This is a genomic window from Cupriavidus sp. 09_S30, from assembly GCF_056930435.1.
In genome coordinates, this window is the sequence record NZ_JBXOWI010000001.1 from 3,406,040 (window position 1) to 3,418,606 (window position 12,567).

The window sequence follows — 12,567 nt, forward strand, 5'->3', positions numbered from 1 at the left end:
CCATGCCAGCCCGAAACCCGACCCCGCCTCCCGCACCGCGGCCGCCTGCGCGATCTGCCCACACCGCCCGCCCCGCCTGGCCGGTGCTGCTTGCCGCCTGCGCGCTCGCCGCGGGTTGCGGCCGGCCGGCAGCGCCGAGCTGGCAGGGCTATGTCGAGGGCGAATTCGTCAATGTGGCGTCGCCGTTCGCCGGCCGCCTCGAGCAGCTTGCCGTCGCCCGTGGCCAGCTGGTGGCTGCCGGGGCGCCGCTCTTCGTGCTGGAGGACGATGATGAGCGCGCCGCGCGCGACCAGGCCGCCGCCCAGTTGCAAGCGGCCCAGGCGCAACTCGAGGACCTGCGCACCGGCAAGCGGCCGCCCGAAGTGGATGTGAATCGCGCCCAGCTCGCGCAGGCGCGCGCCCAGGCCCAGCGCAGCGCCACCCAGTTCGCACGGGACACCGTGCAATTGGCCGCAGGCGGCATCTCGCAGGCCCAGCTGGACGACAGCCGCGCCACGGCGCAGGCCGACGCGGCGCACGTGCGGGAACTGCAGCGCAGCGTCGACGTGTCCCGCCTGCCCGGCCGCGATGCCCAGCGCGAGGCGCAGGCGCGGCAGGTGGAGGCGGTGCGCGCCGCGCTGGCGCAGGCGGAGTGGAGGCTGTCACGCAAGCGCATCGCCGCCACGCAGGGCGGGCTGGTCTATGACACCGTGTTCCGGCTCGGCGAGTGGGTGCCGGCGGGCAGCCCGGTGGTGCGCATGCTGCCGCCGGGCAACGTCAAGGTGCGCTTCTTTGTGCCCGAGGCGGAGGTAGGCAGCCTGCGCTACGGCGAGGCCATCACCGTGCGCTGCGACGGCTGCGCGCGCCCGGTGCCGGCCCGCATCAGCTTCATCTCCAACGAGGCCGAGTACACGCCCCCGGTGATCTACAGCAACGAGACGCGGCGCAAGCTCATCTTCCTGGTCGAGGCCCGCCCGTCGCCGGCCGATGCGCCCGCGCTGCATCCCGGCCAGCCGGTGGCGGTGAGCAGGCCATGAGCACGAGCGAACGGCAAGGCCCCGCGCCGACGGGCGGCAGCAATGGCCGCAATGACAGCCATGGCGGCGGCAGCGCCGACGCTCCCGCCATCGACGTGCGCGGCCTGAGCAAGCGCTACGGCAACAAGCTGGTGGTGGATGCGCTGACCATGCAGGTGCGCCATGGCGAGATCTTCGGCTTCCTCGGCCCGAACGGCAGCGGCAAGACCACCTCGATCCGCATGATGTGCGGACTGCTGACGCCGGACGGCGGCGAGGGTTCCTGCCTGGGCTACGACATCCTGCGCCAGAGCGCCGAGATCAAGCGCCGCGTCGGCTATATGACGCAGAGGTTCTCCTACTGGGAGGACCTCTCGATTCGCGAGAATCTGGATTTCGTCGCGCGCATGTACAGCATGCCACGCCGGCGCGAAGCGGTGGACCGCGCACTGGAGGATCTCGGCCTGGCCGACCGCGCCCAACAGCTCGCGGGCGCGCTGTCGGGCGGCTGGAAGCAGCGCCTGGCGCTGGCGGCCTGCCTGTTGCACGAGCCCCAGTTGCTGCTGCTCGACGAGCCCACCGCCGGCGTCGACCCGAAAGCGCGGCGGGACTTCTGGGAGCAGCTCTACCAGCTTGCAGCGCGCGGCATCGCGGTGCTGGTCAGCACGCACTACATGGACGAGGCCGAGCGCTGCCACAAGCTCGCCTACATCGCCTACGGCAAGCTGCTGGCGCAGGGCACCGCCGCCGAGGTGGTGGCCAGCCAGCAGCTGTGTACGTGGTCGGTACAGGGCGATGATCTCGCCGCGCTGTCGGCACGCCTGCAGGGCGCGCCTGGCGTGGACCAGACCGTGGTCTTCGGCAGCGCACTGCATGTCACGGGCCGTGACGCCGAGACCCTGGCCGCGACGGTTGCACAGGTGGCCGGACCGCGCTATCGCGCCGAGCGCGTCGACACCGGCCTGGAAGACGTCTTCATCCACATGATGAGCCGCGCCGACGACACCATGAACGGCTCGGCCCAGCGCCCGCCGCGCACGGGAGCACAGCCATGACAGAACCGGCCCGCGCTCCCGCGCCACAGCGGTCCGGCTTCTCCGTGCAGCGCTGGTGGAGCATCGTGCTGAAGGAATTCCTGCAGCTGCGCCGCGACCGTGTCACCTTCGCCATGATCGTCGGCATTCCCATCATGCAGCTGCTGCTGTTCGGCTTCGCCATCAACTCGGATCCGCGCCACCTGCCCACGGCCGTGATCAGCGCGGACCAGAGCGAGTTCACGCGCTCCTTCATCGCCGGCCTGCAGAACTCCACCTACTTCCGCGTGACCGGCACGCTGCCGACCGAGGATGCCGGACGCGAGGCCTTGATGAAGGGAGAGGCGCAGTTCGTCGTCAACATCCCGGCCGACTTCTCGCGGCGGCTGCTGCGCGGCGAACGCCCCGCGCTGCTGGTGGAAGCCGATGCCACCGATCCCTCCGCCACGACCGCCGCCATCGCCGCGCTGACACAGATGCCGTTCAGTGTGGCCGACAAGGATCTGCAGGGCGCGTTGGCGCCGCTGGCCGGCGGCAAGCCGCCCTTCGACGTGCTGGTGCACCACCTCTACAACCCGGAGGGCATCACCCAGTACAACATTGTCCCCGGCCTGATGGGCGTGATCCTGACCATGACCATGGTGATGATGACCGGGCTGGCGATGACGCGCGAACGCGAGCGCGGCACCATGGAGAACCTGCTGGCCACGCCGGTGCGGCCGCTGGAGGTGATGACCGGCAAGATCGTGCCCTACATCCTCATCGGCCTGATCCAGGCCACCATCATCCTGCTGGCGGCGCGATGGGTGTTCCATGTGCCCTTCTTCGGCTCCGTGCTGGCGGTCTACCTGGCCTCGCTGCTGTTCATCGCGGCCAACCTGACGGTGGGCATCACGCTGTCCTCGCTGGCACAGAACCAGCTGCAGGCGGTACAGCTGACCTTCTTCTATTTCCTGCCCAACATCCTGCTGTCCGGCTTCATGTTCCCCTTCCAGGGCATGCCGGGCTGGGCCCAGGCCGTCGGCAACGTGCTGCCGATGACCTACTTCCACCGCATGATCCGCGGCATCCTGCTCAAGGGCAACGGCTGGGCCGAGCTGTGGCCGAACGTCTGGCCGATGGCGCTATTCATGGTGGTGGTGATGGCGATTGCCCTGCGCTTCTACCGGCGCACGCTCGACTGATGGGGAGGCGAGCATGAGATTTCCTGCACGATTGCCTGCACGACTCCCTGCTCTGATGCCTGCGCGGTTGCCTGCGCGGTTGCCTGCCGGCGGCCAGGCCCGGTCCGGCACGCGCCTGTCGCCCTGGCTGGCGCTGGCCGCGCCGCTGGCGCTCGCTGGCGGGTGCGCGGTCGGCCCCGACTTCCAGGCGCCGCCCGCGCCGCGCGAGGCAAGCTACACGGCCGCGCCGCAGCCGGCGCGTACCGCACAGGCCGACACCCCGCTTGGCGAAGCGCAGGCGCTGGAGGCCGGCGCCGACGTGCCGTCGCGCTGGTGGACGCTGTTCGGCAGCGCCGAGCTGGACCGCGCGGTAGACACCGCGCTGGCGTCCAGCCCCAGCATCGCGCAAGCGCGCGCCCGGCTGCAGCAGGCGCAGCACGACCTGGCCGCGCGCAGCGGCGCCACGCAATGGCCCTCGGTCGACGCCAAGCTGAACACCACGCGCCAGCAGGTCAACTTCCAGAGCCTGGGCATCAACGCGTTTCCCAGCCCCGGGCCGTTCACACTGTACGGCGCCTCGGTGCAGGTCTCCTATGTGCTGGACCTGTTCGGCGGCCAGCGGCGCGAACTGGAAGGACTGCGCGCGGCTGTCGACTACCAGCGCTTCGAATGGCAGGCCGCACGCCTGTCACTGGCGGCCAACGTGGTCACCGCGGCCATCCGCGAGGCGGGCCTGCGCGCGCAGCTGGCCGAGCTGCAGGCAATCGCCGCCGCGCAGCGGCGCAGCCTGGACATCATGCGGGTGCGCCTTGACGCCGGCGGCGTGGCGAAAGTCGACGTGCAGCGCCAGCAGGGCGAGCTGGACCAGACCGAGGCGCAGCTGCCGGACCTGGCACGCCAGCTCGCAGCCACCCGGCATCAGCTTGCGGTGTACCTCGGCCTGCCGCCGGCCAGTGCCGGCGACACGCCCGGCGTGGAGGACGGCATGGTGCCGGCCTTCCATCTCGAGGCGCTCCACCTGCCGGCCACGCTGCCGCTGAGCCTGCCCTCCACGCTGGCGCAGCGGCGTCCCGACATTGCCGCGGCGCAGGCGCTGCTGCACCAGGCGTCGGCCAATATCGGCGTGGCCACCGCCAATCTCTATCCGCAACTGACGCTGACCGGCAGCGCCGGCTCGCAGAGCGTGTCGGCCAGCGAACTGTTCCACAGCTTCAACGTCTGGAGCCTGGCGGCCGGGCTGGTGCAGCCGGTCTTCCACGGCGGCGAGCTGCTCGAGCGCAAGCGCAGCGCGGAGGCCGCCTACGAGCAGGCCCTCGCGGCCTATCGCCAGGTCGTGCTGCAGGGCCTCCAGGAGGTCGCCGACACGCTGCGCGCGCTCGAAGCCGATGCACTGGCACTGCGCGCGCGCGCCGACGCCGCACGCCAGGCCGGCGCTACGCTGGACATCATCACCGGCCAGTACCGCGCCGGCGGCGTCAGCCAGCTAGCGCTGCTCGATGCTGAGCGGCAATACCGGCAGGCAGTGCAGGACCTGGTGCAGGCCAAGGCCAACCGGCTCGCCGATTCGGCCGCGCTGCTGCAGGCACTGGGCGGGGACGGCTGGCGCGAGGCGGGGCTGGCGTCATCCGCACCGGGCGACAGTTCTCCGGACAGCGCTGCGCCGGCTCAGCGCGCCAGGTAGCCGCGCAGGCGCCGCACGCCCTCGTCGAGCCGCGCCGTGTCGCAGGCATAGCACCAACGCACGAAACCCTCCCCTTCGTCGCCGAAGGCGCTGCCCGGCGCCAGCCCCAGGCCGGCCTCTCGCACCAGCCGCTTGCACAGGGCCAGGCTGTCGCCGGCCCCGGCCAGGCGGAAGAAGATGTACATGGCGCCTTCCGGCGCATGCGCATCCACGCCCGGCAGCGCCGACAGCGCGTTCATCAGGTGATCGCGCGCGGCGCGCAGCCGACTGACCAGATCGCGCGTGAAGGCCTCGCCCTCGCGCACGGCGACCACGCCCGCCTCCTGCACGAAGGCTGGCGCGCACGACGTGTTGTATTCGATCAGCTTGCCCACATCGCCCTCCATGGCCGCGGGCAGCACCATCCATCCGAGCCGCCATCCCGTCATCAGCCAGGCCTTGGAGAAGGAGTTGATGCAGATCACGCGCTCCTCGCGCGAGGCGATGTCGAGAAACGACGGCGCAGCGCCGCCTACGCCGGGCTCGCTGCCGTAGTACAGGCGCTCGTAGACCTCGTCGGCGATGATCCAGATGCCGTGCCGGCGGCAATGCGCCAGCACCGCCTGCTGCGCCGCGCGCGACATGGCCCAGCCGGTCGGGTTGTTGGGTGAGTTGATCAGCAGCGCGCGGGTGTCCGGCGTGAGCGCCGCCAGCAGGCGGTCCAGGTCGAGGGTCCAGCCATCGGCGCCGTAGTCGAGCGAAACGGTCTGCACGGTGGCACCGAGGATCTTCGGGATCTCCACCAGGTTGGGCCACAGTGGCGTGACGGCGACGATGCGGTCGCCCGGCCCGGCCACCAGCTGCGCGGCCAGCATCAGGCCGCTGTCGCCCGAGACTGGTGACCGCGACGTGTGCCACGCTGGTGGGGCCATGCAGCACGCTGACGTAGTCCGCCAGCGCAGCGCGCAGCGGCGTGATGCCGAGGTTGTGCGTGTAGAAGGTGGCGCCGGCCGCCAGCGCGCGGCTGCCGGCATCGCGGATGAAATCCGGCGTAACCTGGTCCGATTCGCCGAACCAGAAGGGCAGCACGTCCGGCAGGCCGATGCCCGCATTGGCGACCTCGCGGATGCGCGAGGCGCGCAACTGGCGCACGGCCTCGCGCGCCTGCGCGGGGAAGTTGGCGGACGGGTGGACCGGGCTGGCGGACATCGGCGCGTCTCCTTGGCGTAGGGCGGGAAAGGCAAGCGTACCTGAAAGTCGCGTGCCGGGCACGCGGGCGCCAGGCGGGCTGCACACGGGCCCACCTTGGGCCCACCAAGGCAGCGCGCCGGCTAGCGCTGGTCGTCGTCGCGCGGCATCAGGCCGAACTTGGGCTTCAGCCCAAAGCTACTGCCGGTGTCCGAGTCGGGTCGCAGCGTGTACTGGCTGGCATGGCTGGAGCGGCTGGAGGCGGCCGCGCCCGTGGCGCCATCCCCGGCGCCGCGCGGCGGCGTTGCGAGGCGGGTACTGCGTGGCTGTGCCGCCGCCGCGCTGGCGGCGGCCGCCTGGCGCCCGGCGCCCCAGGCAGGCACCGCGGCGCACGGCAGCAGCGCTGCCAGCATCAAGTAAAGAATAGGCCTCACGGCAGGATCGCCGGTTGCGGGCCGGCCGGATTGCGAGACCCTCATTGTGACAGGCCTGCGCCCCGCCGTGCGGGCCGCGCACCGGCCTTCGCCATTCAGCCGCGCGCGGCGGGCAGCACCGCGTCCACCGCCTGCGTGAAGCGCTCGACGATGCGCTCGATGTCGGCTTCGGTGCAGATGAAGGGCGGCGCGAACAAGACATGGTCGCCGTGCACGCCGTCGACGGTACCGCCCATCGGATACACCAGCAGGCCCTGCTGCATCGCCGCCGCCTTGAGCCTGGCGTGCGTCTTCTGCGCCGGATCGAGCGTGGCCTTGCTGGCGCGGTCCGCCACGAATTCCACGCCGACGAACAGGCCGCGGCCGCGCACGTCGCCCACATTGGGATGCTCGCCCAGCCTCTCGCGCAGGCGCGCACGCAGCTGCTCGCCGCGTGCCAGCACATTGGCCAGCAGCCCTTCCTCGGCAATGGTGCGCTGGACCGCCAGCGCCGCCGCGCAGGCCGTGGCATGGCCGATATAGGTGTGGCCATGCTGGAAGAAGCCGCTGCCGCCGACGATGGCGTCATAGATGCGATCCGCGCACAGCGTTGCGCCGATGGGCTGGTAACCGGCGCCGAGGCCCTTGGCGATGGTGACGATATCGGGCACCACGCCATCCTCCTCGCAGGCGAACAGATGGCCGGTGCGGCCCATGCCGGACATCACCTCATCCAGGATCAGGAGCACGCCGTACTTGTCGCAGACAGCACGGATGCGCTTCAGGTAGTCGGCCACCGGCGGCACCGCACCGGCGGTGGCGCCGACCACCGTCTCCGCCACGAAGGCAGCAACGCTGTCGGGGCCGAGTTCGAGGATCTTGGCCTCCAGCTCGTCGGCCAGGCGCTGCGCATATTGCACGTCCGTCTCGCCCGCCGCCTGGTCGCGATAGGCATAGCACGGCGACACATGATGCGCCGGCACCAGCAGCGGCAGGAAAGGCTCGCGCCGCCAGGCATTGCCGCCGATGGCCAGCGCCCCCAGCGTATTGCCGTGGTAGCTCTGGCGCCGCGCGATGAAGTGCCGCCGCGCCCCCTGCCCGATCTCCACGAAGTACTGGCGCGCGAGCTTCAGCGCCGCCTCCACCGCTTCCGATCCGCCCGAGACGAAGTAGACATGGTTCAGGTCGCCCGGCGCCGCCTCGGCCAGTTCGGTGGCCAGCGTCTCCGCCACCTCGGTGGTGAAGAACGAGGTATGCGCGTAGGCCAGGGTCTCCACCTGCCGCCGGATCGCCTCGACCACGCGCGGATGCCCGTGGCCCAGGCAGGACACGGCGGCGCCGCCGGAGGCATCGATATAGCGCTTGCCCTTGCTGTCGATCAGTTCGATGCCCTGGCCGCCCACGGCCATCGGAAGGGCCTGGCGCGGATTGCGGTGGAATACGTTGCTCATGGGGAAATAGGGATGGATTGCGCAGGCGCAGGCCTGCTGCGAAGCGGTCAAAGCCAGCCGACAGGCCGCCCGATGCAAGTCGCCAGTATAGGAAAGGCCTCCCAGCTATGCAACATATGTTTCGTTTATATAATCACAGAAACACACATATCATCGGCACGGAGATGCCGCGGGGTGTATCGCCGGTGCAACGGCGATCGCTTGCCGCATTAGTTGTGCAACAATCGTTACACCCACTGATCGACACCCCCAGATGCATCCCGACAGCGCCCTCCCGCCAGGCAGTCCCGAAGAACTGCTCGCCCGGCTACGCACCCTGTTTCCCGAACTCAGCACACAGTTCCAGGGCGGCGCACGCTACCTGCTCGACCATCCGCAGGACATCCCCGTCCTGTCGATGCGCAAGCTGGCCGCCAATGCGGGCGTCCAGCCCGCCACGCTGGTGCGCCTGTCACAGTTTCTCGGGTTCGACGGCTGGCAGAGTCTGCGCGAGCTGTTTGTCGATGCGCTGCGCGCGGGCCCGCAGCCTTATGCCAAGCGCGCCCGCAGATTGGTGCGCGAGAGCGGGTCGAGCCGCATGCTGGCCGAGATGCTGGACGCGCAGCACCAGAACCTCGATCGCATCGCCAACGCCAACGCGCAGACGCTGCCGCGCGCGGCAGACCTGATCGCCGCCGCGCCGAACCTGCACATCGCCGGCTTCCGCGCGTGCTTCCCCATTGCCTTCACCTTTCACTACGTGTACCGGCTGTTCCGCAGTTCCGTGCACCTGGTGCGCGGCGATGCCGGCACCCTGGAAATGGAGTTGCGCGCGATGGCGCCGAAGGACGCGGTGTTCGTCGCCAGCTTCGCACCGTATTCGCAGGAGAGCATCCGCGTGGCGACCGTGGCGCGCGCGGCAGGCTGCACCGTCATCGCGCTGACCGACAGCACGGTGGCTCCGATCGCGCTGGAAGCCGACTGCACGCTGCTGTTCTCGGTGGAAAGCCCGTCCTTCTTCCCTTCCGTCAGCGCCGGCGTGGCGGTGGTCGAAGCCCTGGTCGAGCAACTACTGGCGAAGCAAGGCAAGGACGCCATCCGGGCGCTGGAACTGGCCGAAGGCCAGCTTCACCAGGCCGGCGCCTACGTAGCGGCACACGGCAACTAGCCGGCATCGCTTACTCGAAGGCCTCGTCGCTCGGATTCGCGTAGGCCTTCCTGACCATCTCGCTCATCGGGAAATCGAAGTTGATGCCCTTGGGCGGCACCGGCTTGCTGAACCACTTCTCATAGAGCGCGTTGATCTCGCCGCTCTTCATCATCCCGGTCATCACGCCGTCGACCACCTGTTTGAAGCCAGGATCGTCCTTGGGCATCATGAATCCGTAGGCTTCGAAGGACTGGGGCGTGCCCACCACGACCCAGTCGGCCGGGTTCTGCGCCAGCGTGCGCGCGCCGGACAGCAGCACGTCGTCCATCATGAAGGCCGCCACGCGGCCGGACTGCAGGATCAGGAACGACTCGCCATAGTCCTTGGCGCTCTGGATGGTGATGTTGGCCTTCTTCTCGTCATTGAGCTTGCGCAGGATGCGCTCGGAGGTGGTCCCCGCATTGGTGACCACGGCCTTGCCCGACAGATCGGCAAAATCATGGACCGGGCCGCCTTTCCTGACCAGCAGGCGAGTGCCTGCAACGAAGAACGTGGTCGAGAAGGCAACCTGCTGCTGGCGCGCCTTCAGGTTGGTGGTCACGCCGCACTCGAGGTCGACGGTACCGTTCTGCACCAGGGATATGCGGTTCTGCGAGGTCACCGGCACCATCCTGACCTGCAGCGCGGGCAGTCCGGTTTCCTTCTTGACCTGGGCGATGACACGGTCGCAGATGTCCTGCGAGAAGCCCACGACCTTCTGGTTGCTGTCGTAGTAGGAGAACGGGATCGACGAGGTGCGGTGCCCGATCGAGATCGTGCCGGCCTGCTTGATCTTGCTCAGCGTCGGGCTGGCCGACACATCGGCGGCGCCGGCCGCGCCATGGGCCAGCAGGGAGGCCAGGCATGCCCCCACCAGGCTGGTGCTCTTCACGACTTTCATTGAACGCTCCTTGAATGTGGCATCCACGCGATGCGCCATCGCGATTCGGATGCTAAGCAACGAGCAACAAATGTTCCATCATGGATAACCATGAAACACATGTATAGTCACAAGAAGAAGGACATCATGGGGCACAAAGCGTGGCAAACGGCCAGGCAGATGGTGCATGCAGGCGTTTCCGCCCCATCCCTGGGCTCAACGCTTGTACTGCTAGCGTGCGACAATGCCCGCCCGCCCTTTGCAGCCGCAGCCAGTTCAAAGCCATGTCCAGCACCACGCCCTCGCGCACCGAACGCCTTGTCATGACCGGCTCCGCCGGCCGCATCGAGGTATTGCGGGACCAGCCCGCCGGCGAACTGCGCGGCGTGGCCGTCGTGGCCCATCCGCACCCCGCGCTCGGCGGCACCGCCGAGCACAAGGTGCCGCAGGTGCTGGCCCGCCTGCTCCAGTCGCTCGGCTACCTGACGGTGCGGCCGAACTTCCGCGGCGCGGGGCAGAGCGAGGGCGGGCATGACGAGGGAATTGGCGAGACCGAAGACCTGCTCGGCATCGTGCATGCCTTGCGCGCGGAGCATCCCGGCACGCCGCTGGCACTGGCCGGCTTCTCCTTCGGCGCCTTCGTGCAAGCGCGGGTGGCGGCCCGGCTGGCACAGGACGGCGTGGCGGTGGACCACCTGATCCTGGCCGGCATCCCCGCCGGCACCATCGAAGGCAGGCGCGACTACGACACGCCGGCAGTGCCGGGGCACGCGCTGGTGATCCATGGGGAGAGCGACGAGACGGTGCCGCTGGGCCTCGTGTTCGATTGGGCAAGACCGCAGCAGCTACCCGTGGTGGTGATCCCCGGCGCCGACCACTTCTTCAGCGGCAGGCTGCCCTTGCTGCGCTCGCTGGCAAGCCGCTACCTGCAGCGCCCGGCAACGGCCTAGGATTCCTCGCCGCCACGCTCGCGCGGACGTCGCGCTTCGGTGCGGCCGAGCCGGCGACACGCGGCCGTCCCCTGTGGATAAGCTGTGGAAAGGCCGTGGAAAGGCTGTGCATGCCGTGTGGACATGCGACGCGGAGCCGCACCGCCGACTTGGTCCCTCCCGACGCGACGAGGGCGTCCGCCGGCAACGCGCCTAGCGTGCCGATGCGGAGTCGGGCGATATCACGTCTATTAGCCGCTTCTGGTGGCCTTGACCAGGCATTCCGAGAGCTTGTCGAAGTGGCGCAACGCGGCTGGCGTCAACTCGACCTGCTTGCGCCGCGTGTCCTCGGTATCGGACAGCCGGATCCACCCCTTTTCCCGCATCGACTTCAGCCGCGCGTGCAGCGTGGACGGCGAGCCCAGCTCTGCGTGGTTGATCATGTCGCGCACCGACAACTGGTCCTTCGCCTGGCCCGCCCGGGCAACGAACTCGAGGATGCGCTGTTCCAGCGGATCGAGCGCCGGCAAGGTAGGCAAGCCGCGCACCGCTTCGGCCAATTGCAGAAAGCGCAAGTAGATGTCGGCAGGTCGGGTCATAGAGTCAGGCTTCAGTTCGCGCTAGTCCGCTGAATCATTGAAATGGGAGGTGAAGGACATGCCATGCGGGAATCAGCGCTAGGCGCAAAGCGCAGCAATAGCACGGCTATTGCGAGCATTTGCAACGACGCGATGAGCCCGCATGGCATGGCAGGCACCGACCGATTTCAGTGATTCAGTGGACTCGGGCTTGCGTCGGACTTTGATGCGCTATCATCGGTTCCCCGCTTTCTTTAGCGCGCAGCCCGAATTCTAATCCAATGCCAAACGTCCGCTTGCAAGCCGGCATGGTCATCGCGACAGTCGTGCTGTTCGTTGCAGCGCTGGCGCTGAACGAATGGGTGTTCACGCGCTCCGAGTTTGTGCGCGGCATCAACTGGGTCTATCTTCCCGCCGGGATACGGCTGCTGTGCACACTGTTGTTCGGGGAAGCCGGAGCCATCGGACTGATGATCGCCTCCTGGCTGGTCTGCTTCCTGTACTTCTTCCCGAACGATTTCAGCCGCGCATTGATGGGCGGCATCCTCGCGGCTGTCGCGCCCTATGTCGTGTACAAGCTGGCGCAAGCGCGCTTCGGCTTGCATGGGTCCCTGGCGAATCTCACGTCCAAGCGCCTGCTGGCCTGCATCCTTGCCTACTCGATCGGGGGCCCTTTGCTTCATCACATCTGGTTCTTCCTGCATGGCGACAGGGAGAATCTCGTGCAGGGCTTCCTGGTGATGTTCGCCGGCGACATCACCGGCACGCTGATCGTGATCTACACGATGAAGGGCCTGTTGGCGATTCTGGCCCGGCGGGCGGCGCGGACTCCTTGCTGAGGCAAGGCAGGTAGCGGGGAACGCCGCATCCTACGCCACGACGCCGCGCGCGGTCGGCATCAGCTTGACCAGCGGCAGACGCGCGTCCCTCCCTCCGAAGGCCAGCCATGGCCGCGCGCTGGAAAGGCCCGCCATCACGACACGCGGGACGGCAGGCGATCCGCCCTCGGCAGCTGGCAGCGCGCCATTGCCGGATATCGAACTGTCCTGCAACTGGAACAGTCTTTTGCCGATTCCGCTCTTCGCTTTGCATGGTCGCGCCCATTAGA

General features: G+C 68.7%; 11 protein-coding genes and 1 pseudogene. 7 read left to right on the forward strand and 5 right to left on the reverse strand.

Translation table 11 applies throughout. The features are described 5' to 3' along the window. The first annotated feature begins 2 nt into the window (after positions 1–2). The 4 genes from AC1Z3O_RS15920 to AC1Z3O_RS15935 are packed head-to-tail and all read left to right on the forward strand — an operon-like array spanning position 3 to position 4,873. Positions 3–1,016, forward strand: coding sequence for an HlyD family secretion protein (locus AC1Z3O_RS15920; protein WP_483516664.1), 1,014 nt, complete (start codon positions 3–5; stop codon positions 1,014–1,016). After that, positions 1,013–2,050: an ABC transporter ATP-binding protein gene (locus AC1Z3O_RS15925; RefSeq protein ID WP_483516665.1), complete on the forward strand. Its 1,038-nt coding sequence runs from the start codon at positions 1,013–1,015 to the stop codon at positions 2,048–2,050. The genes AC1Z3O_RS15920 and AC1Z3O_RS15925 overlap by 4 nt, the downstream gene beginning before the upstream one ends. Then, positions 2,047–3,213, forward strand: coding sequence for an ABC transporter permease (locus AC1Z3O_RS15930; RefSeq protein ID WP_483516666.1), 1,167 nt, complete (start codon positions 2,047–2,049; stop codon positions 3,211–3,213). Before AC1Z3O_RS15925 ends, AC1Z3O_RS15930 begins: the two co-directional genes overlap by 4 nt. 55 nt (positions 3,214–3,268) lie before the next feature. Then, positions 3,269–4,873, forward strand: coding sequence for an efflux transporter outer membrane subunit (locus AC1Z3O_RS15935; RefSeq protein ID WP_483516667.1), 1,605 nt, complete (start codon positions 3,269–3,271; stop codon positions 4,871–4,873). On the opposite strand, the pseudogene AC1Z3O_RS15940 reads toward AC1Z3O_RS15935, so the two are convergent. From AC1Z3O_RS15940 to AC1Z3O_RS15950, 3 genes and pseudogenes are all read right to left on the reverse strand, one after another. Continuing rightward, positions 4,858–6,061, reverse strand: a pseudogene (locus tag AC1Z3O_RS15940) (pyridoxal phosphate-dependent aminotransferase). The gene AC1Z3O_RS15935 and the pseudogene AC1Z3O_RS15940 sit on opposite strands and share 16 nt — an antisense overlap. 122 nt (positions 6,062–6,183) lie before the next feature. Continuing rightward, positions 6,184–6,474, reverse strand: coding sequence for a hypothetical protein (locus AC1Z3O_RS15945; protein ID WP_483516668.1), 291 nt, complete (start codon positions 6,472–6,474; stop codon positions 6,184–6,186). Positions 6,475–6,569: 95 nt separating this feature from the next. Further along, positions 6,570–7,904, reverse strand: a complete 1,335-nt coding sequence (locus tag AC1Z3O_RS15950; protein ID WP_483516669.1) for an aspartate aminotransferase family protein — start codon at positions 7,902–7,904, stop codon at positions 6,570–6,572. Positions 7,905–8,157: 253 nt separating this feature from the next. Between AC1Z3O_RS15950 and AC1Z3O_RS15955 the strand changes: the two genes are divergently transcribed. Further along, positions 8,158–9,051: a MurR/RpiR family transcriptional regulator gene (locus AC1Z3O_RS15955; RefSeq protein ID WP_483516670.1), complete on the forward strand. Its 894-nt coding sequence runs from the start codon at positions 8,158–8,160 to the stop codon at positions 9,049–9,051. A 10-nt stretch (positions 9,052–9,061) separates the two neighbouring features. On the opposite strand, the gene AC1Z3O_RS15960 is transcribed toward AC1Z3O_RS15955, so the two are convergent. Further along, a complete protein-coding gene (locus AC1Z3O_RS15960) occupies positions 9,062–9,973 on the reverse strand; it encodes a transporter substrate-binding domain-containing protein (protein ID WP_483516671.1) in 912 nt (303 codons plus the stop codon). 263 nt (positions 9,974–10,236) lie between these two features. Here AC1Z3O_RS15960 and AC1Z3O_RS15965 point away from each other — a divergent pair, with 263 nt between their 5' ends. Further along, positions 10,237–10,902 (forward strand): alpha/beta hydrolase, encoded by a 666-nt coding sequence (locus AC1Z3O_RS15965; RefSeq protein ID WP_483516672.1) that lies wholly within the window; start codon positions 10,237–10,239, stop codon positions 10,900–10,902. Between the two features lie 230 nt (positions 10,903–11,132). On the opposite strand, the gene AC1Z3O_RS15970 is transcribed toward AC1Z3O_RS15965, so the two are convergent. Further along, positions 11,133–11,480: a winged helix-turn-helix domain-containing protein gene (locus tag AC1Z3O_RS15970; RefSeq protein ID WP_483516673.1), complete on the reverse strand. Its 348-nt coding sequence runs from the start codon at positions 11,478–11,480 to the stop codon at positions 11,133–11,135. A gap of 260 nt (positions 11,481–11,740) precedes the next feature. Between AC1Z3O_RS15970 and AC1Z3O_RS15975 the strand changes: the two genes are divergently transcribed. Continuing rightward, the gene (locus tag AC1Z3O_RS15975; protein ID WP_483516674.1) at positions 11,741–12,298 is read left to right on the forward strand and encodes a hypothetical protein; all 558 of its coding nucleotides are present in this window, start codon (positions 11,741–11,743) and stop codon (positions 12,296–12,298) included. Positions 12,299–12,567: the final 269 nt, after the last annotated feature.